The organism is Pseudomonas sp. P4_C4 (assembly GCF_056402055.1).
Window position 1 is genome coordinate 1 of the sequence record NZ_JBFUID010000018.1, and the last position, 24,212, is coordinate 24,212.

Annotated in this window: 16 protein-coding genes and 1 pseudogene; 11 read left to right on the forward strand and 6 right to left on the reverse strand. The window is 59.9% G+C overall.

Going from position 1 to position 24,212, the window contains the following annotated elements; genetic code table 11:
- Positions 1–664 precede the first annotated feature (664 nt).
- Together AC1DXW_RS11640 and AC1DXW_RS11645 are read left to right on the forward strand one after the other, a co-directional pair.
- Complete coding sequence (locus AC1DXW_RS11640) at positions 665–1,717, forward strand: WD40/YVTN/BNR-like repeat-containing protein (RefSeq protein WP_477760022.1); 1,053 nt, start codon at positions 665–667, stop codon at positions 1,715–1,717.
- A 28-nt stretch (positions 1,718–1,745) separates the two neighbouring features.
- Complete coding sequence (locus tag AC1DXW_RS11645; protein WP_477760023.1) at positions 1,746–4,130, forward strand: efflux RND transporter permease subunit; 2,385 nt, start codon at positions 1,746–1,748, stop codon at positions 4,128–4,130.
- Between the two features lie 58 nt (positions 4,131–4,188).
- On the opposite strand, the gene AC1DXW_RS11650 is transcribed toward AC1DXW_RS11645, so the two are convergent.
- The 3 genes from AC1DXW_RS11650 to AC1DXW_RS11660 form a co-directional block, all read right to left on the reverse strand.
- Positions 4,189–8,877 carry a dermonecrotic toxin domain-containing protein gene (locus AC1DXW_RS11650; RefSeq protein WP_477760024.1) on the reverse strand — a complete coding sequence of 1,563 codons (4,689 nt, stop codon included), beginning with the start codon at positions 8,875–8,877 and terminating at the stop codon, positions 4,189–4,191.
- A gap of 139 nt (positions 8,878–9,016) precedes the next feature.
- A complete protein-coding gene (locus tag AC1DXW_RS11655; protein ID WP_477754129.1) occupies positions 9,017–9,736 on the reverse strand; it encodes a FadR/GntR family transcriptional regulator in 720 nt (239 codons plus the stop codon).
- A 191-nt stretch (positions 9,737–9,927) separates the two neighbouring features.
- A complete protein-coding gene (locus tag AC1DXW_RS11660) occupies positions 9,928–11,664 on the reverse strand; it encodes an IlvD/Edd family dehydratase (protein WP_477754130.1) in 1,737 nt (578 codons plus the stop codon).
- Positions 11,665–11,858: 194 nt separating this feature from the next.
- On the opposite strand from AC1DXW_RS11660, the gene AC1DXW_RS11665 reads away from it, so the two are divergent.
- The 9 genes and pseudogenes from AC1DXW_RS11665 (at position 11,859) to AC1DXW_RS11705 (ending at position 18,529) form a co-directional block, all read left to right on the forward strand.
- Positions 11,859–13,166: an MFS transporter gene (locus AC1DXW_RS11665; protein ID WP_477760025.1), complete on the forward strand. Its 1,308-nt coding sequence runs from the start codon at positions 11,859–11,861 to the stop codon at positions 13,164–13,166.
- A gap of 49 nt (positions 13,167–13,215) precedes the next feature.
- Positions 13,216–14,142: pseudogene (gene araD1, locus AC1DXW_RS11670) on the forward strand (AraD1 family protein); the annotation flags it as partial.
- A gap of 10 nt (positions 14,143–14,152) precedes the next feature.
- The gene (locus AC1DXW_RS11675; RefSeq protein ID WP_477754133.1) at positions 14,153–15,733 is read left to right on the forward strand and encodes an aldehyde dehydrogenase (NADP(+)); all 1,581 of its coding nucleotides are present in this window, start codon (positions 14,153–14,155) and stop codon (positions 15,731–15,733) included.
- A 120-nt stretch (positions 15,734–15,853) separates the two neighbouring features.
- Positions 15,854–16,192: a DUF5629 family protein gene (locus tag AC1DXW_RS11680; RefSeq protein ID WP_477754134.1), complete on the forward strand. Its 339-nt coding sequence runs from the start codon at positions 15,854–15,856 to the stop codon at positions 16,190–16,192.
- A complete protein-coding gene (locus AC1DXW_RS11685) occupies positions 16,185–17,354 on the forward strand; it encodes a lactonase family protein (protein WP_477754143.1) in 1,170 nt (389 codons plus the stop codon). Before AC1DXW_RS11680 ends, AC1DXW_RS11685 begins: the two co-directional genes overlap by 8 nt.
- A gap of 156 nt (positions 17,355–17,510) precedes the next feature.
- A complete protein-coding gene (locus tag AC1DXW_RS11690) occupies positions 17,511–17,690 on the forward strand; it encodes a hypothetical protein (RefSeq protein ID WP_007979950.1) in 180 nt (59 codons plus the stop codon).
- 218 nt (positions 17,691–17,908) lie between these two features.
- Complete coding sequence (locus AC1DXW_RS11695; RefSeq protein WP_263287176.1) at positions 17,909–18,034, forward strand: hypothetical protein; 126 nt, start codon at positions 17,909–17,911, stop codon at positions 18,032–18,034.
- Positions 18,035–18,149: 115 nt separating this feature from the next.
- Positions 18,150–18,275 (forward strand): hypothetical protein, encoded by a 126-nt coding sequence (locus AC1DXW_RS11700; protein WP_477754144.1) that lies wholly within the window; start codon positions 18,150–18,152, stop codon positions 18,273–18,275.
- A complete protein-coding gene (locus AC1DXW_RS11705) occupies positions 18,272–18,529 on the forward strand; it encodes a hypothetical protein (protein ID WP_477754135.1) in 258 nt (85 codons plus the stop codon). Before AC1DXW_RS11700 ends, AC1DXW_RS11705 begins: the two co-directional genes overlap by 4 nt.
- A gap of 37 nt (positions 18,530–18,566) precedes the next feature.
- Here AC1DXW_RS11705 and AC1DXW_RS11710 read toward each other — a convergent pair whose 3' ends face one another.
- Genes AC1DXW_RS11710 through AC1DXW_RS11720 form a run of 3 tightly spaced genes read right to left on the reverse strand, consistent with a single transcriptional unit; the run spans position 18,567 to position 24,042 of the window.
- Positions 18,567–19,163 (reverse strand): glutathione S-transferase, encoded by a 597-nt coding sequence (locus AC1DXW_RS11710; protein ID WP_477754136.1) that lies wholly within the window; start codon positions 19,161–19,163, stop codon positions 18,567–18,569.
- Entirely contained in the window at positions 19,160–22,801 is a 3,642-nt protein-coding gene (locus AC1DXW_RS11715) for an AAA family ATPase (protein ID WP_477760026.1), read from the reverse strand. Before AC1DXW_RS11715 ends, AC1DXW_RS11710 begins: the two co-directional genes overlap by 4 nt.
- Positions 22,798–24,042, reverse strand: a complete 1,245-nt coding sequence (locus tag AC1DXW_RS11720) for an exonuclease SbcCD subunit D C-terminal domain-containing protein (protein WP_477754138.1) — start codon at positions 24,040–24,042, stop codon at positions 22,798–22,800. Before AC1DXW_RS11720 ends, AC1DXW_RS11715 begins: the two co-directional genes overlap by 4 nt.
- Positions 24,043–24,212: the final 170 nt, after the last annotated feature.

Genomic DNA, 24,212 nt, shown 5'->3' on the forward strand with positions numbered 1-24,212 from the left:
CAACTCAACTTGAAGCGAGTGATGAAAATCCTCGGTACGCAGAATCTGATGAAAGCGCTGGCGGCCTGAAAAGCCTTCTGTTTTGCCCGATGGACGAGCTGAGAAGCGTTACTGGTGGCATTAAAAGCGGGCTGGAGCTACGAAGAGCGCTTTAGGTGTAGTTAGCCAGCCAAACATCGTCGGCGCTAGTGTCGACGATGTTTGAACCAGTTTTTACACACTCTGGGCCATGGATGGCCGATGGCGGCGGGCCCACGGAGCAGGACCGGAGCGAGGGCATGCCGAGCCGAGGCGAGGCACCGAATGTCAGGGGCAAAGCGTTTTGGTTACTTTGGCGCTCTTCCAAAGTGACCCGCTGTAAGAGCGGAACCATAAGCCGCCGTTACCGCAGCAACGGATATGTACACCAAACATCAAACAACAAACCGCAATCACCCCACCTGATACCCAACCATTCAGAACAACCCCCCATCCCCCCGGTTAACAAAACATAACGTGGCGTCGATTGTCAGACATTAAAAAACACCGATAGGATAAGCCAGCTTCCGAAGGGGCTCTGGATTGCGGGTTTCAGGACTATGCTCTGAAACAGCCGGTCCAGACACGCACCCTTGCGACGCCCAGAAAGGTTGAACGACCTAACAATAATAATGGGAGAAGGTCTATGAGTGAGCCTGTCATGGGTGTGGGTATCTGCCGCCCGCCGGCACTGCGCAAATTCGCGTTGCTGGCTACAGCGCTCTCGCTGTTGGGCTCTGCCATGCTGTCGGCATCTGCGCTGGCCGCGGCGGCGCCAGCATCCGATGTTGTTTATTCCATTGAATCGGCCAAGGCCGCCAAAAGCCTGATGCTCGATGTCGTCCATGCCGGCAAGCGCCTGGTGGCGGTCGGGGATCGTGGGCACATCCTGTATTCCGATGACCAGGGCGCCACCTGGACCCAGGCCAAGGTCCCGACCCGGGCCCTGCTGACGTCAGTGTTCTTTGTCGATGACAAACACGGCTGGGCCGTCGGTCATGACGCACAGATCCTCGCCAGCGAGGACGGCGGTGCTACCTGGACCAGGCAATTCGAAGATCTGAAACGCGAATCGCCGCTGCTCGATGTCTGGTTCAAGGATGTCGACAGCGGCTTTGCCGTGGGCGCCTACGGCTCGCTGATGGAAACCACCGACGGTGGCAAGCATTGGGAAGACGCCAGCGACCGCCTGGACAATGAAGACCAGTACCACCTGAACGCGATTGCCGCGGTCAAGGACGCCGGGCTGTTCATCGTCGGCGAGCAGGGCAGCATGTTTCGCTCCGCGGACTGGGGCCATACCTGGGAAAAGCTCGAAGGTCCGTACGAAGGCTCGCTGTTCGGCGTGATCGGCACGGCGCAGCCCAATACGCTGCTGGCCTACGGCTTGCGTGGCAACCTTTACCGTTCCACGGACTTCGGCACCACCTGGGAGCAAGTCGAGCTCAAGGCTGAACGTGGCGACCTGGAGTTCGGGCTGTCCGGCGGCACGCTGCTCGACGACGGTTCCATCGTGATTGTCGGCAACGGCGGCTCGGTGATCCGCAGCAGCGACAATGGCGAAACCTTCAAAGTGGTCAACCGTGCGGACCGTATTTCGGTCTCGGCAGTGACTGCGGCAGGCAATGGCAATTTGGTTCTGGCCGGGCAGGGCGGCGTTCGCGTCACTTCGCCCAACGGTACCGAGTCGGGCAAATGAGCCGGGTTAATAATAAGAAGGCGGAGCTATGACTTCCTTGAGTTCTCATCACCAGGACAAGGCGACGTTCCTCGAGCGCCTGATCTTCAACAACCGCCCGGCAGTGATCACGATCTGTCTGCTGGTCAGTATTTTCCTGTTCTGGCAGGCGACGCTGATCCGTCCGTCCACCAGCTTCGAAAAAATGATCCCGCTAGAGCATCCCTTCATCCAGAAGATGATGGAGCACCGCAACGATCTGGCGAACCTGGGTAACACCGTACGGATCTCGGTGGAGGCCACCAATGGCGACATCTTCTCCAAGGAGTACATGGAGACCCTGCGTCAGATCAACGATGAGGTGTTCTACATTTCTGGTGTCGACCGTTCCGGCCTCAAGTCGCTGTGGAGCCCGAGCGTTCGCTGGACCGAAGTGACGGAAGAGGGCTTCGCCGGTGGTGAAGTGATTCCGCAGAGCTACAACGGCTCCCAGGCCAGCCTCGATTTGCTGCGCAACAACGTGCTCAAGTCCGGCCAGGTCGGGCGCCTGGTGTCCAACGACTTCAAGTCGAGCATCGTCGACATTCCGTTGCTGGAGTCCTACCCGGACCCGCAGGACCAGGGCAAGCTGCTGGCGCTGGACTATCGCCAGTTCTCCCACGAGCTTGAGGACAAGATCCGCACCAAGTTCGAAGCGCAGAACCCGAATGTGAAGATCCACATCGTCGGTTTCGCCAAGAAAGTCGGTGACCTGATCGATGGCCTGGTGATGGTGGTGATGTTCTTCGGCATCGCCTTCGTCATCACCCTGATCCTCCTGCTGTGGTTCACCAACTGCCTGCGCAGTACCGTCGCCGTGTTGAGCACGACGCTGGTGGCGGTGGTCTGGCAACTGGGCCTGATGCACTTTTTCGGCTTCGGGCTCGACCCCTATTCGATGCTGGTGCCGTTCCTGATCTTCGCCATCGGTATTTCCCACGGCGTGCAGAAAATCAACGGGATCGCCTTGCAATCGAGCGAGGCGGACAACGCCCTGACGGCCGCGCGCCGTACTTTCCGTCAATTGTTCCTGCCGGGGATGATCGCGATCCTCGCCGATGCCGTGGGTTTCATCACGCTGCTGATCATCGATATCGGCGTGATCCGTGAACTGGCCATCGGCGCATCCATCGGTGTGGCGGTGATCGTGTTCACCAACCTGATCCTGCTGCCGGTGGCGATTTCCTATGTCGGCATCAGCAAGCGTGCGGTCGAGCGCAGCAAGAAAGACGCTGTGCGCGAACACCCGTTCTGGCGCCTGCTGGCGAATTTCGCCAGCGCCAAAGTTGCACCGGTGTCCATCCTGCTGGCGTTGATCGCCTTTGGCGGCGGCCTGTGGTACAGCCAGAACCTGAAAATCGGCGACCTCGACCAGGGTGCCCCGGAGCTGCGTCCGGACTCGCGCTACAACAAGGACAACAACTTCATCATCAACAACTACTCCACCAGCTCCGATGTGCTGGTGGTGATGGTCAAGACCAAGGCCGAAGGCTGCTCGCGCTATGAAGCCATGGCGCCGATCGACGAGCTGATGTGGAAGATGCAGAACACCGAGGGCGTGCAGTCGGCGATTTCCCTGGTGACCGTGTCCAAGCAGATGATCAAGGGCATGAACGAGGGCAACCTGAAATGGGAAACCCTGTCGCGTAACCCTGATGTGCTGAACAACTCCATTGCCCGCGCTGACGGCCTGTACAACAACAGCTGCTCCCTGGCGCCGGTGCTGGTGTTCCTCAACGATCACAAGGCCGAGACCCTGGATCGCGCGGTACATGCGGTGCAGGCGTTCGCCAAGGAGAACAACAAGGAAGGCCTGGAGTTCATCCTCGCTGCCGGTAACGCCGGGATCGAGGCGGCCACCAACGAGGTGATCAAGAAGTCCGAGCTGACCATCCTGATCCTGGTGTACATCTGCGTGGCGGTCATGTGCATGATCACCTTCCGCTCGTGGGCGGCGACCTTGTGCATCGTGCTGCCACTGGTGCTGACCTCGGTACTCGGCAACGCCCTGATGGCCTTCATGGGCATCGGCGTGAAAGTGGCGACCCTGCCGGTCGTGGCGCTCGGGGTGGGGATCGGCGTGGACTACGGTATCTACATCTACAGCCGTCTGGAAAGCTTCCTGCGTGCCGGCCTGCCGCTGCAAGAAGCGTACTACCAGACGCTGAAGTCCACCGGTAAGGCGGTGCTGTTCACCGGTCTGTGCCTGGCCATCGGCGTGTGCACCTGGATCTTCTCGGCCATCAAGTTCCAGGCCGACATGGGGCTGATGTTGACCTTCATGCTGTTGTGGAACATGTTCGGTGCGCTGTGGCTGTTGCCGGCACTGGCGCGGTTCCTGATCAAACCTTCGAGGCTGGCGGGGCAGAAGGGCAATTCGTTGTTCGCTCACTGAGCCCTGGACGGTCTCAAAAGCCGCAACCTGAAGTTGCGGCTTTTCTTATGGGGGCGTATCAGCGCGGTTCCAGGGGCAGAAATACGCTGTTGGCTTGTTCTCTGCTGATGATGCCGCGATGAATATCGATTTTCTGTTTCGGATCTTTGGCCTTGGCCATCGCCGATTCGTACGTATCAAATTGTTGTTCTTTGGTTTTTAGATGGGCTCGGGTGTAGTCAGCCTTGGCGTCATCCACATTGGCATAGTGAAAATGCGCGTACGACCAGGCTTGATTGTGTTCATTGAGCAGGACGTATTCCTGCATGAAGTCTCGCCGTCCGGTTTTCAGTTGAACCCGGCTGCCGCTGATTCGAGCGAAAACTGCCTTGCGCTGTAGCAAATATTCGACACTCTCGCTGCTCGGTGGCCGGGCCAGGGTCATACGCGTGCGAAGTTCTGTTGCCTTGGTGTCGAGGGTGCGAGCCGTGTCCCGTAGCCCGTTGATGAGCGTGAAGTCCTGCTCCTTGTTAACCGGGGCGTTTTCATGGTGTTCCAGACGGTCGGCATACCCGGTGAGTTTTTGAGCCTCCCGTTGCAATTGCTCTTCAATTTCCTTGGGAGAGCTCGCGCGCTGAGCGTAGCTTTCGATCTTCGTCACCTGCTTGTCCACGTTGGCCATCGCCTTGCGGGCATCGCCTTTGAGTTGCGAGTAGGGACGCGAGGGTACTTGGGGTGCTGGTTGCCTGGGCTTGACGATTTCTACCCAGACATTCGGTTCATGTTCGTGGAAAGAGGTCAATGGTCTGTCTTCCAGCGGACCGTTGATGTCGACAATGTCTGCGCCCTGGTTGGCCACGCGAGGGCGGATATCGCCGATCAATGTACCCTTTGCGGTTTTGATGACCCTCTTTCGACCGGCCCATGAAGGACGGTTGATCGCTGGCTTGCTGCTGCCGACGGCAGATGAAGCGGATTCATCAGGTAGCGGCTGGCTCTGCAATTCGGCGGCCAGACGTTGTTCGGCATCGACGCGCAGTTCATTGATGAGCTCCCGCAGACGATTGAAGGCGGTTGATTGCAACTCGTCAGCATCGAAGATGCCGATACTCTCAAGCCCGTCCAGTGCCTTGCTGTAGTGATTAACCAGGTTATCCAGCACGGCAATACGATCGCCACTTTCATAGATGTGTGAACTTTGCAGTTCATCGTGAGAGCGGGACAACAGCAGTATTGGATTAACGGCGTCTTCCAAGGCTGTCGCGGTTTGCGTCCCCAAATTCCTGGTACTGAGGATCCGCAAGATAACCAACTGGTAAGACTTGACTCTCAACGCCGTGAGTTCGTTTTCCGGTCTGTTGTGGGTCAGTCGCTGCCAAGACTCGGCACCCAGGCGTGGGATTTGTTTCAACTCCAGAAGACGACTATCCACCTCTTCATAACACCTGATCATGGTTTCGTTGATTTCGGAGGTTTTGTGCATGAAATCGAAGTATCGATCCATGATGGCAATGCCCTCAGTAGCAAAAGCAGCGTAGAGCTGGTCAATGCCACTGCTGAAATCGGGATAGTTGCGATGGGTGGCTTCACGCTCCATGTCAGCCAAGACGATTCGTTTGCGGGCATTGTTGATGCTGTTTTCCAACAAGGCGCAAAGCTTTGGGTAATTGGGATCAGATTTCGTTAATACGGCCATTTCCTTGAGTTCGGCAATCTGCGTGACGTAGGTTTCGGTCTGCTTGTCCAGCTCCTTGTTGTAAAGATGCCTGAATGTTGCTCGATCCTGTTCAGAGCTGCCGGGAAGGTCTCTTTTCTGATTCATCAGCTTTTCAGCGAAATCGACGCCCCTTTGCACCCGTTCCTGCTGTTGCAGAAACGCTTGGTAATTGTGCTCCAGCAGACTGATGCGTTCTTGCGTTGCTTTGCGCTGGGCTTCGATTCTTGAATGGCGCCCGCCACCGACCAGTTTCAATCCCTGATCGAGGGTCCATTGACCCTTTCCATTGGTTTTCAGTTTGATTCCCGGGTGATCAGCAAGCTTGGGATGGATCAGATAGACCTCGCCTGAACCCGGCACGATACTGACCCGAAACAGCAGACCGGCGATGCTGGCGTGCCATTGATTGTCGACTCGATACAACCCTTTGAAGGTGCCTGTTGCAACAGGGTCTGGCAGCGATGTCGGCCATGGAACCCGAACATCCAGCAATGTGTTGAACAGCTGCGCCGTGGCGGAATCTCGAGCGGTCGACACATTGAAATCCAACAGGGCATGGCCACTGCCCGGTGGCTCGGAAGGCAACGCCGCTGGTTCCTGAGTAATTACGGTCTCGTCGATCAACGAGAATGAAGTCAGGGGATGGCGCAAGGGTTCGAGGGTGATCGGGGTTTGCTTGCTGGTTCCGTCAGGCAACAGCGCTGCGCCGTGCTCTCGTGCGACATGTAATAACAGCAAACCGATATTCAACAACACATCGATCCAGGCCAGGTTCCGGGCTTTGGCGTCGTCGCTGTCCAGTGCCGGAAGATCGTTGATCAGGCTGTGGGTGATTTGCAGCATCCAGCCCACCAGCATCGCCGGACCGCTTAAAGGCAGGATCAAGGCATTGAAGAGCAGCCATCCACCTTCGAGGATGATCGCCCAGCGGCTCTCGGTATTGGATACAGATTGCCGGTCAGCCAGATCGACCAGTGCCCGTGCGTTACTGATGAACAGACTGGCCAGCAAGCGGTCTTCCTCTACTGCCTTGAGCCAGTCTCCGGCCGCCGCATTACCCACCAGAATCGCTGGTTCGGGCTTTATGAAAGGCGTGAAGTCGTCGCCGATATGTAAATGGACGATGTGCGGCTCGTTGAAACCGTTGTGGGCATAGATGGGGCGTGCGCGATCTGCTAGCCAGGTCAATACACTGTCTTGCAGCGGACCGGTTCGGGCGATCGCTTTGAACAAGTCGCTACGGGTGGGATATTGATGCAAAGAGGGCGTGTACAGCGGCCGATAAAGGATATGAGGGCCCTCGGCACTCAAGTCTTTCGGCTCGAAGATGAACATGTTGCTGACCACATCGCAATCACTGTCTGCCGTACGTTGAAACGCCAGTGGCCTGATGACGATTGCTTGCTCTTCGACCATTCGCCCGGCAGCCGTGCGATTCATCAAAGCATCGACATATCGGTAGCCCAAACGGGTAAAGCCATATTCACCTTTGATCGCGTATTCGAGGGCCAGCAGTGGTAATTGAACTCCCAGTTCCAGTTCGAACAATCGCTGGCGCTCTCGTGCCTCATCGCTATCGGCGAGCAGCAAAGTGTCGATCAGTTCGGGGTAATGCTTGCCGACATTGACCCGGCTCACCAAATCCAGCAGGTAGGCCTCGGTGGTCCAATCCTCGACCAGTTGATTCCCAAGGTGACGGATAGTCGTGCGGCCTTCGGGCTTGCCAGCCAGATTTTTGATTGCCAATTCTGTCAGGGACATGTTGACCGTTTCGATGTAACCGCTGCCGGGATCACCGACGGGAACATGGAAAGTCAGTTCCAGCTCATCGGCGTTGTAACCGGGAGCCAGGGGTTTGTCTTCGAGCATCTGCCGGTGTAGCGTTTTTTTGGCGAACGTATGTACGTCATCAATGCCATCCCGAAACGAGCGCCCTTGGGTCTGCTGTTTGACGCTGGCCAGCGCCAGGACGTGTTTGCGATAAGCCATACGATCCGTGGCGTTTGCCGCTTGCAACCAGTCGGGGATCGTTGCCTGTATCGGTTGAATGTGCAGGGCGTTGGTTTGGCTGCCGATGAACAGCCTGGTCATGTTGGTGATCGAATCAAAGCGTTTTTCCAGATCCTCCAGGCTTTGGCGGGCCGGCAGTTTGAGTGCTGCCAGGTCTTCCAGTTGCTGATTCAATAGCAGGGCGGCTTGGGTATCGAAGATGTTGCCGTCCGGCTCAAAACGCTTCCATGTAATGGTATCGACCTTGAAGTCCCGCTGAAACCGAGCGCCCCATGCCAGACCGAAAGCCTGCAGGGAAGGAAAGGACTCGATGTCGCCGGTTACGCTGCACAATAGATGGGTTTCACCGCAAATCACCAAGAGATCGGGAGTCTGCAGGGAGACGCACACTTTGCCTTTGGTCAGCGTGGTTTGAAGCGTACAGGCCTCAATGGCGCCTTTCGACCAGGGCCTTTGCAGGCGCACCTGGCGGTCTGGTTTGTTGGCCAGTTCCGTCAGGATGTCGGCCTGCAACGTATTATTCGCCGAATGGCGCACGGCGGACGTCTTCACAATGCCGGCCAGGAGATCGCCCAGCCATTGCCAGCGGCTGCCTCCAGTCTCGTCATCTTCATTCCAGAACGCCGTTAACGATTCCTGCAAACCGATGTAGAGAATGTCTGGCAACTCGCGGATGACGCCAGCAATAACCTGCATGTCGGGCAAGCGCGACGTGGTTTTGCTGATGCCAAGTTGTGCGGGCGCTCTGTTGGTCAAAAAACAGTTGCGACCGTACTGGTCGTTCAAGTCGGGAGGGATGCCGCTCGCCAGATATTCCAGCACCAGATCCAGTAGCAGCGTGAGCCGCCAGGCGCCATTGGTGATTGGCTGCGCGATTTTGGTTCGGTATGGGTCGAAATCCAGTTGCGAATATTTTTCCAGCAAGCCGTCCTTGAGCAGGCGAGCGGCTTGCGAGCGTAACGTCGGTCGGGTGCTGAATCGAGCGCTGATGGCGCGCGCAATGATGTCCGACATGGCAGGTGATGAAGCGGGCATTGGCATTAGTGCAATCCTTTGCATGGTTTGGATTGCACAACGTAGAACGAGGGCTATTTAAAGGTGCGGTAATCAGATACCGCACATCGATTGAGTCGATGTGCCAGAGAGATTCAGGACAAACCTCGCAGTTGTTCTGCGGTGGTCAAGAGTGATCAGTACCCAACACCACATTCAATGCACTGCGCGCATCATCGAGCTGCACCAACGTCGCATGCCGGGCCCCGAGGGCATCTCGATTCTCGATAGCAGTCAGGATCGCCTTGTGCCTTGGCAGCGCCAATTCATGCAGATTCGGCCGTTGATTGGAATGCTTCAGTGCTTCTGCAATCGCCACCGATAACATGTTGCACAGGTTCGCCAGCAAGTCGTTGTGGGTTGCGTCGGCGATCCGGCTGTGAAAATCCAGGTCCGGTTGCAGCAAGGCTTCCGGGGTCGGCGCTGCTTCCATGCGTTGGTAGGCTTCACCGATGGAGGCAATGTCATCATCAGTGGCGAACTGTGCGGCCAACGCGGCGGCGGCCGGTTCGATGATGCTGCGCACACTGGTCAACAAATCAAAGAATTCATTTTGCGGACTACTTTGCATCAGCCAGTGCAGCACATCCGGGTCGAGCATGTGCCATTCCTTACGCTGCTTGACCACCGTGCCGACCCGCGGACGGGAATACACAAGACCCTTGGCGACCAACACGCGCGTGGCTTCGCGCAGCACCGGCCGGCTGACCGCGTACTCCTCGCACAACAGGGCTTCGGCGGGCAGTTTGTCGTCCGGTTTGAACCGTCCCGAGACGATCTGCATGCCCAGTTCCTGGACGATGCGCGAGTGCATGCTTTTGCGGTCGGAGGGTTTGCGGTAATCCATGGGGAGCGGTGCGGTCCTGTGCGAATAGGTGTCGCGCATGATAGCAGGCGCGGCGCAAAGAACTGTAGGAGCGAGCTCGCTCCGGGCGGCGTTCCGACGATGGACGTGAACGATAACGCGTGCTGTCTGGAAGCAAGCGTCGCCTTCAAGTCAATCGCGAGCAAGCTCGCTCCTACAGGGGCCGGTGGTGATCAGTGAGAATGACGCGGCACTTCAGCCCCGCGGCAACCGACCAGGAAGTCGAAGTCACAACCCTGGTCCGCTTGCAGCACATGGTCGATGTACAGCTGACGATACCCACCGACGATCAGGTTCTGTGGCGGTTGCAGATCGGCCATGCGCGCGGCCAGTTCGGCGTCCGGAATATCCAGGTGCAAACGGCCGCTGGTGCAATCGAGTTCGATCCAGTCGCCTTCTTTCACTGCGGCCAGCGGTCCGCCGGCAGCGGCTTCCGGGGCGACATGCAGCACAACGGTGCCGTATGCCGTGCCGCTCATGCGCGCATCGGAAATGCGCACCATATCGGTCACACCCTGGGCCAGCAGCTTGGCCGGCAGGCCCATGTTGCCCACTTCGGCCATGCCTGGATAACCCTTCGGCCCGCAGTTTTTCATCACCAGGATCGAGTTGGCATCCACGTCCAGTTCCGGATCGTTGATCCGTGCCTTGTACATGTCGAAGTTCTCGAACACCACCGCGCGACCGCGATGCTGCATCAGTTCGGGCGTGGCGGCGGACGGCTTGAGTACCGCGCCGAGTGGCGCCAGGTTGCCACGCAACACACAGATGCCGCCATCGGCGCGGATCGGGTTGTCGAGGGTGCGGATCACTTCGTCCTCGCCATAGATCGGCGCGTCCCTGGTGTTCTCGCCGATGGACTTGCCGTTGACGGTCAAGGCATTCGGGTTCGGGATCAGGTTGGCTTCACCGAGGCGACGCAGCACCGCCGGCAAGCCACCGGCGTAATAGAACTCCTCCATCAGGAAGCGCCCGGACGGTTGCAGGTCGACGATGGTCGGCATGCCGCGACCGATACGGGTCCAGTCATCCAGGTCCAATTCCACGCCAATGCGCCCGGCAATGGCCTTCAGATGAATCACTGCGTTGGTTGAGCCGCCGATGGCGGCGTTGACGCGAATGGCGTTCTCGAAGGCCTCTTTGGTCAGGATCTTCGACAGCTTCAAGTCTTCGCGCACCATCTCCACGGCACGCATGCCGGACATGTGCGCCAACACATAACGGCGCGCATCCACGGCCGGAATCGCCGCGTTGTGGGGCAGGGAAGTGCCGAGCGCTTCGGCCATGCAGGCCATGGTCGAGGCGGTGCCCATGGTGTTGCAGGTGCCGGCCGAGCGGGACATGCCGCCCTCGGCCGCGAGGAAATCGTCGATGCTGATGGTGCCGGCCTTGACCTGTTCGCTGAGCTGCCAGACCACGGTGCCGGAGCCGATGTCCTTGCCTTTGTGCTTGCCGTTGAGCATCGGCCCGCCGGTGACGACGATGGCCGGCACGTCGCAACTGGCGGCGCCCATCAGCAAGGCCGGGGTGGTTTTGTCGCAACCGGTCAGCAGCACCACGCCATCGATCGGGTTGCCGCGAATGGCTTCTTCGACATCCATGCTCGCCAGGTTGCGGGTGAGCATGGCGGTCGGGCGCAGGTTCGATTCGCCGTTGGAGAACACCGGGAACTCCACTGGAAAGCCGCCGGCCTCGATCACCCCACGTTTGACGTGCTCGGCAATCTGGCGGAAGTGCGCGTTGCACGGGGTCAGTTCCGACCAGGTGTTGCAGATGCCGATGATCGGCTTGCCATGGAACTGGTGGTCGGCGATGCCCTGATTCTTCATCCAGCTGCGGTACATGAAGCCGTTCTTGTCGGCGGTGCCAAACCATTGGGCGGAGCGCAGGGTGGGTTTCTTATCAGACATGATCGATTCTCTTATTGTATGACTATATTGTTCTAGCTGAGGCGTAACATAGGCTCAAATTGCGCTGTTTGGAAGTGTTGTTGAGTAAATAGTAATACTATATAGTCGACTCAAACGGAGGGATGGCCCTGGCGACTATTTCGCGAGAGGCGTCCCCCGAGGTTCCATAACAACAACAATCGGAGACCGATCTCATGAGCCAGGAACTGCGGCTTATCCGTCGCATCACGCTGAAACTGATTCCCTTCCTGATCCTGCTGTACCTGATCGCCTATGTGGACCGCTCCGCGGTGGGCTTCGCCAAACTGCACATGGGCGCGGACATCGGCCTCGGCGATGCCGCCTACGGTCTTGGTGCCGGGCTGTTCTTCATCGGCTACTTCCTGCTGGAGATCCCCAGCAACCTGATGCTCGACCGCTTCGGCGCACGGCGCTGGTTCGCGCGGATCATGGTCACGTGGGGCGCCATCACCATCGGCATGGCCTTCGTCCAGGGGCCGAACAGCTTCTATGTGATGCGCTTTTTGCTCGGCGCCGCCGAAGCCGGGTTCTTCCCGGGCGTTCTGTACTACATCACCCAATGGTTCCCGGTGCGCCATCGCGGCAAGATCCTCGGGTTGTTCATCCTGTCGCAACCCATTGCGATGATGGTCACCGGCCCGGTGTCCGGTGGCTTGCTGGGCATGGACGGCGTGTTGGGGCTGCATGGCTGGCAGTGGCTGTTCATCGTCATCGGTTGCCCGGCGATCCTGCTGACCTGGCCGGTGCTGCGTTACCTGCCGGACGGCCCGCAACAAGTGAAGTGGATGGACCAGGCAGAAAAGGACTGGCTGAGCACCGAACTGAAAAAGGACCTGGACGCGTACGGCCAGACCCGCCATGGCAACCCGCTGCACGCCCTCAAGGACAAGCGCGTCCTGCTGCTGGCGCTGTTCTACCTGCCGGTGACCCTGAGCATCTATGGTCTGGGTTTGTGGCTACCGACCTTGATCAAGCAATTCGGTGGCAGCGACCTGGTGACCGGTTTCGTTTCCGCAGTGCCGTACATCTTCGGGATCGTTGGCCTGCTGATCATTCCACGCAGTTCCGACCGCTTGAACGACCGCTACGGCCACCTCGCCGTGCTTTACGTACTGGGTGCGATTGGCCTGTTCCTCAGCGCCTGGCTGTCGGTGCCGGTGCTGCAACTGGCGGCGTTGTGCCTGGTGGCATTCGCATTGTTCTCCTGCACGGCGGTGTTCTGGACCTTGCCGGGTCGCTTCTTCGCCGGCGCCAGTGCGGCGGCGGGGATCGCCTTGATCAACTCGGTGGGTAACCTCGGTGGTTACCTCGGTCCATTCGTGATCGGCGCGTTGAAGGAGTACACCGGCAATCTTGCGTCCGGCTTGTATTTCCTCTCCGGGGTGATGGTGTTTGGCCTGATTCTGACTGGCGTTGTCTATCGCCTGCTGGAACGCAAACACGTCCTGCCAGCCGATCAATTTGCAGCAAGTGCACGCTAATCCAATGTAGGAGTGAGCCTGCTCGCGATAGCGTCGGCACGCAGGCCTGGTCCGTGAAGTGCAGGACATGCGCACCGTGCGCGATCTGGCATTGGCGGCGATCGAGGCAGGCGCCAATCTTGAGCAACAGGTGCAAAGTCTGGGGCTGGGCATCAGCCACGGCTATGCCGAACTGCTGACGCAACGGCGCATCCTGCCGCCCCTGGACCATCCGGACCCGGCGCACATGCTGGTCAGTGGCACGGGCCTGACCCATCTGGGCAGTGCATCGGCCCGGGACAAGATGCACCAGCAAAGTGGCGACGAATCGGCGATGACCGACACCATGCGCATCTTCAAATGGGGCGTGGAGGGCGGCAAACCGGCAGAAGATCAAGCCGGTGTGCAGCCGGAATGGTTCTACAAAGGCGATGGCAGCATCGTCGTCAGGCCGGGCCAGCCGTTTCCCCTGCCGCCGTTTGCCGAGGATGCCGGTGAAGAGCCGGAGATCGCTGGCCTGTACGTCATCGGTCGCGACGGCAAGCCGTATCGCCTGGGTTTTGCCGTGGGTAACGAGTTCTCCGATCACGTCATGGAGCGCAAGAACTACCTGTATCTGGCCCACTCGAAACTGCGCAGCTGCAGCTATGGCCCGGAACTGCGGGTCGGCGAACTGCCGCAGCATCTGGCCGGTACCAGCCGCATCCTGCGCGACGGCGAAGTGCTGTGGCAGAACGAGTTTCTCAGTGGCGAGGCGAACATGTGCCATAGCCTCGCCAACCTCGAATTCCATCATTTCAAGTACAGCCAGTTTCTGCGCCCGGGGGATGTTCACATTCACTTCTTCGGCACCGCGACCCTGTCCTTTGCCGACGGCATTCGCACGCAACCGGGCGACGTGTTCGAGATCACCCAGGCCGAATTCGGCGCGCCATTGATCAATGGCATCGCACCGGTCGCAGCGGCTTTCGAACCCGGCACCGTCGGCACACTTTGAGGACTTACCCATGACCCGGATTCTTGGTCACAACTACATCGGCGGCCAACGCAGCGCCGCTGGCAGCGTCAAGTTGCGGAGTTTCGATGCGACAACGGGCGAGGCCTTGCCCCAGGATTTTTCTCAGGCGACAGCGCAGGAAGTCGATGCGGCGGCCACCGCGGCGGCGGCTGCGTACCCGGCCTATCGCATGCTGAGCGCGGAGCGGCGGGCGCAGTTTCTCGAGGCCATTGCCGATGAACTGGATGCCCTCGGTGATGATTTTGTCGCGGTGGTCTGCCGCGAAACGGCGTTGCCCGCTGGCCGGATTCAAGGCGAGCGTGGACGCACCAGCGGCCAGATGCGCCTGTTTGCCAAAGTGCTGCGGCGTGGTGATTTCTACGGCGCACGGATCGACCGGGCATTGCCGGAGCGTCAACCGTTGCCGCGCCCGGATCTGCGTCAATACCGTATCGGCCTCGGGCCGGTGGCGGTGTTCGGTGCCAGCAACTTTCCGCTGGCGTTCTCTACCGCAGGCGGCGATACCGCATCGGCGCTGGCCGCCGGGTGCCCGGTGGTGTTCAAGGCCCACAGCGGTCACATGGCCACGGCTGAGCGGGTGGCTGACGCAATCATCCGCGCCGCCGAGAAAACCGGCATGCCGGCCGGCGTGTTCAACATGATCTATGGCGGGGGCGTCGGCGAGGCGCTGGTCAAGCATCCGGCGATTCAGGCTGTGGGCTTCACCGGTTCGCTCAAGGGCGGTCGGGCCTTGTGCGACATGGCCGCGGCCCGTGCGCAACCGATTCCGGTGTTCGCCGAGATGTCGAGCATCAACCCGGTGATCGTGTTGCCCCAGGCGTTGCAGGCGCGGGCCGACACCGTCGCGCGCGACCTCACGGCGTCGGTGGTTCAGGGCTGCGGCCAGTTCTGCACCAATCCCGGTCTGGTGATCGGCATTCGCTCAGCGTCGTTCAGCGCCTTTGTGCAGCAAGTGGCCGGGTTGATGGGTGACCAGCCGGCGCAAACCATGCTCAATGCCGGAACCTTGAGCAGCTACGGCCAGGGCTTGCAAAAACTGCTCGTGCATCCGGGGATCGAGCATCTGGCCGGGAACCCGCAGCAGGGCAATCAGGCGCAGCCGCAATTGTTCAGGGCCGATGTCAGCCTGCTGCTCGATGGCGATGAAGTGTTGCAAGAGGAAGTGTTCGGTCCGACCACGGTGGTGGTTGAAGTGGCGGATCATGCGCAACTGTTGGCCGCCTTGAATGGCCTGCACGGCCAGTTGACCGCCACCGTCATTGGCGAGCCGGAAGACTTCGAACAGTTTGCCGGACTGACGGCGTTGCTTGAGCAGAAGGTCGGACGCATCCTGCTCAATGGCTATCCGACGGGCGTGGAAGTCTGCGATTCGATGGTCCACGGCGGGCCTTACCCGGCAACGTCCGATGCGCGCGGTACATCGGTGGGCACACTGGCCATCGATCGTTTCCTGCGCCCGGTGTGCTTTCAGAACTACCCGGACAGTTTGCTGCCGGATGCGCTGAAGAACGGCAATCCGCTACGTATCCAGCGACTGGTGGATGGGCAGCCATCGCGTGAGGCGTTGTAACAGACAAGCACAATCCCTGTAGGAGCGAGCTTGCTCGCGATAGCGGAACATCAGTCAACATTTAAATCGACTGGACTGCCGCCATCGCGAGCAAGCTCGCTCCTACAGGGGAGGTGGTGCATGAGCTATCATTGCGTCTTTCCCATTCAAAGATTGATTGCCATGACTTCCCCAACCGACACCTTGCTCAATGCCCTCGAACACTGCGGAATGGTGGAAATCGACGGGCTGCATGCCTTCGAATTCGCCCTCGACGAGTTCGATAACCTGCACATTGAATGCATGGATGGCCGTGCGGCCAAACACTGGGAGTTCACCCCGGCGCAGATCCAGGCCGCGACCTTCGATACCTCGCTGCAAAGCTGGTTGATCACCGGTGACTCGGGTGAACACCGTTTGGTGTGCCTGGGCGATGTCGTCGGTGGCGACAACGATGATGACGACCAAGACGATGCGTAACCTCTGGCCACTATTGATGGCCGGCAGTATCGTAGCGATGGGGGTTCAGGCTGCATCCGCCGATGACTATCAACTGCTGGTGGGCTCCTACACCGCCGGTCAAAGCCAGGGCATCTACCGCCTGGCTTTCGACAGCAGCACCGGGCAGATCAATACCAGCCCTTTGCAAGTGATCAAAAGCGAAAACCCTTCGTGGCTGACCCTGTCGAAGGATCAGCGACACCTGTTCGTGGTCAACGAAAACGGCCCGGGCCAGACCGATCCGGTAGGGCGCGTCAGCAGTTTCGCGATCGATCCCAAGACCCATGCGCTGAGCCTGATCAGCCAGGTACAAAGCCTGGGCAACGAGCCCACCCATTCCAGCCTCAGCACCGATGGCAGCCATCTGTTTGTCAGCAATTACTCGGTGGCCGAGGACCCGGGCGGCACCCTCGCGGTATTGCCGGTGGCGGTCGATGGCAAGCTCAAACCGGTGGTGCAGATGAGCAGCCACCCGGCGAGCCGGGTCAATCCCGAGCGCCAGGCCTCGGCCCACGTGCATTCGACGATCCCGTCGCCGGATGGCCAATACGTGTTCGCAAACGACCTGGGCGCCGACAAGGTGTTTGCCTATCGCTTCGACCCCAAGGCCAACCCCGAACTACCATTGACTCCGGCGACCCCGGCATTCGTGCAACTGCCGCCCGGTAGCGGACCGCGTCATCTGCTGTTCAGCGCCGATGGCAAACACGCCTGGCTGACCATGGAAATGAGCGCCCAGGTGGCGGTGTTCGATTACCACGACGGCCAACTCAAGCAGACGCAGATGGTCGATCTGGCTGCCGGGCAACCGGTCTCGGACAAGGCTGCGGCGGCGTTGCATGCCTCGGCTGACGGCAAGTTCCTCTACGTCAGCAACCGTGGCACGGCCAATCAACTGTTGGTGTTTGCCATCGATCCGGCGACCGGCCACCTCAGTGAGCTGCAACGTCGGGCGGTGGAGGGCGATCATCCGCGGGAATTCAGCCTCGATCCGAGCGGCAGATTCCTGTTGATCGCCAACCAGAAGAGCAACCAGATTGTCGTCGTCGAACGCGATGCCAAGACTGGTCTGCTGGGCAAGACCGTGCAAAAACTGCCGATGGACGCCCCGAGCGATCTCAGGTTTCTGCTGCGTCAATAAGCCGCAGGCCCCGGTTGATGGGGCCTGCCTGCTTTTATCAATGGCGCTGATATCTGGTACTGCTACAAAGCATTTCAAGGCACGGACCCTCGAGGGTTAAGTTTGCTTCACGGCCCCACCGGGCAAGCAAGCCAACTGAATCCGAGGAATACCGCCATGAACTTCAACATCTTCTCTGTTATCGCCGCTTCCGCCATTTCTGCCACCGTTGCGCTGCCAGCCAGTGCCAACGTTGAAATCAGCGACAAAAAAGCCCACACCCAGAGCTACACCCAGAAGTACCTGCAACAGAGCGCCAACTTCTACGCCGCGCTGGATCACAAAACCCAAGCCTGAGCGTTTACCCCTGCCTTTATGCAGGAGCGAAGTCACTGATGATCGAAGACACTTGTGTTGAAAACCCGAGTGTCGGAAACGATCAGAGTGATGTCGCTCCTGCATAACGTATTTGCGACAGTATCATTTTGCCATTAATGTCGTGCTTGATATCACATCGCCATACGTTTAAATTGACGCTGATTTTTTGACTCCTCCTCACGGCAAGGATCGGCAGCATGGTGACGCGTCTGGCATTGGTTCTTCTGTTTCTCTATTCCACCCCCATTTTGTCGGCAGCCGAGCCTGTTCCGGGTGAGCCGGATGCTGCGCGCGAGCGCTTGATCAGTTTTATTGAAGACTGAAATAGTCTGGCTTAATGATCAATGAAGTTGATGGTTACTATGGATAACCCTGAGTGGTTATCCAGGCTTTTTTGATCGATTCTGTGGGCATTGAAACATGCCTGCGGAGAACATCATGGCCAGCACAATTCTCACTTCTGCCAAACATGGCGCCTATGTGGCGATCGGTCTTTACCTGGCCATGGTGCTGGTTGTCAGCCTTTCAGCTCAGGCTGAACTCGCAGGGGGCGCCGGCGCATGAAAGGGCACAGACTTTGGGTCATTGCCTTCCTGGCGTTCATGACCAACGGATCCTCCCTGCTGGGGATCGGACAGGGCTCGGCAGGCTCGGTGGCACGGGCCATCGAAGCCAACCACAACATTGCCCGCAGCATCGAAAGCGCCAGTGCCCAGGGGATGTTGGCCGGCAATCCACCGATCAGGAATGAAGGCGTGGTTTTCGGGCCGTTCCAGGTCGATTGCTCGGCGATCGGGATGTGTGAGGTGTTGGCCTGAAGCCTGCTGTCGATGAGGGCTTTTGTGGCGAGGGGGCTTACTTGCGCATCACACCGGTAAACAAGTCCGACTCCAGAAACCGCTGCAACCAATCCTGCAAACGCCGATACGGTGTCTGCGCGAACCAGTCGCGGTCGACATGGGCGAACTGGCGCACGAAGGGCATCAAGGCCACATCGGCCAGGCTTGGATGGCTGGCCAGCAAGTAGTCGCGTCCCTCCAGCAACTCATCCAGCCTTTGCAGAAATACCTCACCTTCGGCGCGATAAACCTCCATCGGCTGCTCGGGATAACGCTCGGCGTACTTGTAGCGATTCAAGTGCACCTTGAACACCAGATCGTTCTGTTCGATCAGCGGGGCGATTTGCGCCGCTGCCACAGGATCATCCTTGAGCAGCCAGTCCTGCGGATCATCCTGTGCCAGGGCCCAGCGCATGATGTCGAGGCTTTCGTCGATCACCTGGCCATCGGCGCTCAGTACCGGCACCGTGCCTTTGCCCGACAGCGCGAGCATTTCGGCGGGCTTGGCCTTCAGGCTGACTTCGACAATGTCCACGGCCACTCCCGAGTAGCGCAGGGCCATGCGTGCACGCATGGCGTACGGGCAGCGGCGGAAGGAATACAGTGTGTTCATTTCACCTCCAGGGTGCTCAGGCCATTGCCCTGGCGACGGACCTGGATCTGCACCGGAATCCGTTCATGCATTTCCTGTACGTGGGAAATCACCGCGACCTTGCGGCCCTGGGCCTGCAAGCCGTCGAGGGCGTCCATGGCCAGTTGCAGGGATTCCGGATCGAGGCTGCCAAAACCTTCGTCGATGAACAGCGATTCGATTTTCAGCGTGCTCGACGCCATCGACGCCAGACCAAGGGCCAGTGCCAGCGACACCAGGAAGGTCTCGCCACCGGACAGCGAATGCACCGAACGCAGTTCGTCGCCCATTTCAGTGTCCATCACCAGCAAGCCGAGCATGCTGCCGCCGCGCTTGAGGCGATAGCGGCGCACCAGTTGGCGCAATTGCACGTTGGCGTGATGCACCAGCAGGTCGAGGTTGTAGGCCTGGGCTATCTTGCGGAAGGTGTCGCCGGTGGCGGAGCCGATCAACGCATTCAAGCGTGCCCAGCGTTGATACTCGCTGTAAGCGTCGGCAATCTGCTGCGCCAGGGCCTGATTGGCGTTCTGCCGGCGCTGGTCCTCGGCCTGCTCGGCGCGCAGTTCGGCGCAGTGTTGCTCGTTGGTGGCGGACAGGTTTTGCAGGTCGACCAGTGCGGCGGTCAGTTGCTCGGCGTCGAGGTTGCCGTTGTGTTGCGCCTGATGATCGAGCAGGCGCTTGTCGCGCTCCTGCACCAGGACGCGGGCCTGTTCGATGGCTTTTTCGCTGTGCTGCAAGCGCTGGCGCAGTTCGCTGACCTGGGTGTCGTCGACGCGCAGCAGGTCTTCGAGGCCACCGTCATCCAGCTCGGGATGACGGGCACGCCAGTCGCCAATCTTGCCGGCGAGCTCGCGTTCTTCGCCTTCCAGAGCGTGCAAGCGCTCCTGCTGGGCCTTGAGTTCGGCGGTGATTTGCACTGACTGCGTGAGGACACTTTGCAGCACCTGCGCGGTACTGGTTTCGGCGCTGCGCGCCTGTTCCACGGCCTGTTCCAGTTGCTGCTGCCAATGCTCGGCGCTGCTGTGTTCGCCGAGTAATTGCCCGAGTGTCTGCTGGCTCGCCTGTTGCTGCTCGGCCAGCCCGGTGAACTGCTGTTCGGCGGCCTGCAATTGCTGCACGCGGCTTTGCTGGCGATCCTGTTCCTTCTCCAGGTTTTGCTGGCGCTGTTGCTGCTCGGCCAGTTCTTCCTTTTGTTGTTCCAGTTGCGCCAGGCGCTCGGCGATCTGCCGGTCGAGCTGCATGAAGGTCGCGGCCGGTTCGACGCGCAGCGCTTGCAGGGTTTCAGCTGGTAGCAGATTGGCGAATGCGCTGAGCTCTTCGTCCAGGCGCTGACGGTCGTTGCCCAGCTCGCGTTGCTGGTTGCCCAGGTGCTGGGTCGCTTGCTGGTGCGCGGTTTCGGCATGGCGCAGTTGCTGGGTCAGGCGTGCGGCATCCTGTTGCAGGGTGAGTAGCGCGCTCTGCCGTTGCTCGTCCTGGCTGATGCTCTGGTTGAGCTGGCTGTTTTGCTGGGTGAGCCAGGCGTCGCGTTTGACGGCGTCCTGATTCAGCAGTTGGGCAGCCAGCGGATGCGCTTCCAGACTTGGGGCGAGGGCTTGCTGTTGGGTCGCCAGATGCTCCTGCTGTTGCAGCAGTTCCTTTTGCTGGGCGATCAACCCGCCGACTTCGGCACGCAGGTCGGTGAGTTTTTCCTTGAGCAGGTCAACGGCCTTCTGGGCGTTGGCCTGTTCGCTTTCATCAAAACGGCCGAGGCTCTGCAGCAGGGCTTCCGGCTGATGATACGGATGCTCGTTGCTGCCGCACACCGGACATGGCTGGTCATCCTGCAATTGCGCGCGCAGCTCTTCGACACTGGCACTGCGCGCCAGACGCTGACGCTCCAGCAGTTCGCGAGTGACGTTGAGGGTCTGTTCGGCAACGCTCAGATCAGCCTTGGCCTTGACCCCGTCCTGGGTCAGGCGTTCACGTTCCTGCTGCGCGGTGAGCTGGCGTTGCTGCAGCTCGGCGCCGCGCTGGTCCAGGTCCTGCTGGCTGGCCCACAAGCGTGCAAGGTCTTCGACGGCGCGCAGTTGTTTGCGGTTGTCCTGCAACAGACTGCCGAGAATGCCGATCTGCTCGGCGACGGCATCCGGTTCGGCGCCGGCCTCCTTGAACAGCACCTCCAGTTGCTGCTTCTGTGCGCTGAGCGTTTGTTCGGCGCTCGTGGCGTTTTGCTCGAGGCTGGCCAGTTCGGCCTGGCCCTGATTCAACCGGTTACCGATCAACATCAACTGTTGCAGGCGATCGCGGTAGGCATTCCAGGCATCGCTCAACGGTGCCAGATGAGTGCTTTGCTCCAGCTCGGTGGCAATGCGCTGCAAGTCCCCGGCGCCACGGGTTTGCTGATCGAGTAAGGTCTGAATCGTGCTCTGGCCCTGGCCGCAGGCCTGCTCGGCATTTTGCTTTGCCTCGGCACTGAGGGCGGTGTCCTTGGCGAGGCGGGCGAGGGTGCTTTGCGCTTCGAAGGCCTGGCGCAGTAACGGCGCGCTGGCGGTTTGCCGTTGTTGCGCTTCGTTCAACGCGATCCGGGCGTCGCTAAGCTGTTGCTCGAGCTGCGTCTGACGCTCGCCGAGTTCGCCATGTTGCTGCGCATGCAAGGCAATGTGCGCCGCCAACGGCGTCAGCAGTCCGTCGACCTCGGCTTTACGGGCGAACTGGTGCCGTTGCGGGCCCAACTGTTCGAGGCGGGTGAGCCTCAAGCGCTCGCTGGTCAGGGCTTCCCAGTGAGTCTGGGCCGATAGCAGTTGTTCGCTGGCGGCCAGATGCTCGTCCTGCAAGCGACGCAGGTCCTTGAGCCAGGTGTCCTGCAGTTCAAGCTGCTTGAGTTGAGCCTGTCGGGCCTTGAGTTGCTGCTGAGCTTCGTTGAAACGCTGATCCAGTTCCGCGCGGGCTTCGGGCGCCAGCGGCGTCACGCCGCTGGCCTGATCCTGCAGCAGTTTGTGGGCCTCGCGGGCTTCCTTGGTCTTGTCGAAGGCCCGACGGCCGAGGCGGGTGTAGAGCGCGGTGTCGGTGAGTTTTTCCAGCAATTCGCTGCGGTCGTTGTCGTCGGCCTTGAGGAAGGCGCTGAACTCGCTTTGCGCCAACATCACCGCGCGGGTGAACTGTTCGAAATTCAGGCCCAGCGCGGCTTCGAGCTGAGTCTTGTATTCGCCTTTCTGGCTGGCGAGCAATTGATCCTGATCGATGTCACGCAAGCTCTGGCGGCTGGCCTGTAGCTTGCCGCCTGCCTTGTCCCGAGCGCGATTGGCTTCCCAGCGGGCGCGGTAACGGCGGCCGTCGACACCGACGAAATCCACTTCCGCATAGCCTTCACCCGTGCCGCGACGCAGCAGGGTTCGCGGGTCACCGGTACCGATCTCGCCGTCGGCGTCCGGCACCTTGGCGTCACGGCCGGTGTTGTTCAGGCGCGGTACGGCGCCAAACAGCGCCAGGCACAAGGCATCGAGCAAGGTGCTTTTGCCAGCGCCGGTGGGGCCGGTGATGGCGAACAGTCCGGCACTGGCCAAGGGTTCGGCGGTGAAGTCGATTTCAAACGGCCCGGCCAGGGAGGCGAGGTTTTTCAGGCGGATCGCGAGGATTTTCATGGCTGTTCGCTCTCCATCTGCACGTCCTGCAACAGCTCGGCAAAGTCCTTGAGGGTCTGCTCGTCGACCTCGCTGCCGTAGTTGTCCTGCCAGGCGCGGCTGAACAGTTCCTGAGGCGTGAGCTGGTCCAGTTCGATCAGCGTGCTGCCTTCGTCGGCACCGTCACGGCCGCCGTTGCCGGCGTACTCGGCGGCGATGCGCACCAGGCGCACGGCCTTGCCTTGCAGGGCGGTTTCCACTTGATTGCGCAGGTCGGGCTGCGGCTCGTCGAGGCGCGCCCGCACCTCCAGCCATGGCTGGCGCTGGATGTCGGCCAACAGGTCGATGTTCGGCAGGTCCGCCAGTTGCAGCAGGATCTCGCTCAATGGCGCCGGGCCGATACGTTGCAGGTTGACCGCGCGGGGGATCAGTTTCGGTTCGACGCTGACCAGGGTTTCGCCGTCGAGCTTGATGTCGAGAATCTGGTGCTGATAGCCGATCTCGGAGAACGACAGCGGAATCGGCGAGCCGCTGTAGCGGATGCGCTCCTCGCCGTTGACCTTCTGCGGCTTGTGCAAATGACCGAGGGCAACGTAACTGATGCTCGGCCCGAACAGGCTGGCAGGCAGGGCTTCGGCGTTGCCGATGATCAGGCTGCGCTCGGAGTCTTCCGACACCGAGCCGCCGGCCATGTGCGCGTGGCTGATGGCGATCAGTGCCTGGCCCGGTTGGCGCTTGGCGTTGGCCGCTTCGATCAGCCACTCGTGCACCTGACCGATCCCGCGCAAATAGTTGTCGCCCAAGTGCGCGCCGGTGACTTCCGCCGGGCGTAGAAACGGCAGCGCCAGGCACCAGCCGGCGACATCACCACTGGCATCCGGCAAGGGCAGCAACAGGCGTTCGGCATCCAGTTGCCCGTCGTCGAGCCACAACACGCGACCGAGCGCATGAGTGCGCAAGCGGCGCATCAAGGGCGCGGGCAGTTCGATCCGCGAGCCGGAATCGTGGTTGCCGGCGATCATCACGATGGTCAGCGATGGCTGCTGTTCGTGGGCGCTGACGATGAAGTCGTAGAGGCGTTCCTGGGCTTTGACCGGCGGATTGACCGTGTCGAAGATATCGCCAGCGATCAACAGCACATCCGGTTGATCCAGTTTCAACTGGCGCAACAGCCAGTCGAGAAAACAGCCATGTTCGAAATCGCGATCCTGGCCGTGCAGGTTCTGCCCGAGGTGCCAGTCGGAGGTGTGAAACAAGCGCAAGGCGGACTCCGCTACAAAATGGGTAATGGCCGCGGGAAAAATGATGGCGGCGAAAGGGCAGAGAGTTTACTGGCAAAAGGTCGGGAATGCAGAAGGCAAAAAAAACAGCCTGCGACATCTCCTACAGGATATGCGCATACCCAATGTAGGAACTGCCGCAGGCTGCGATC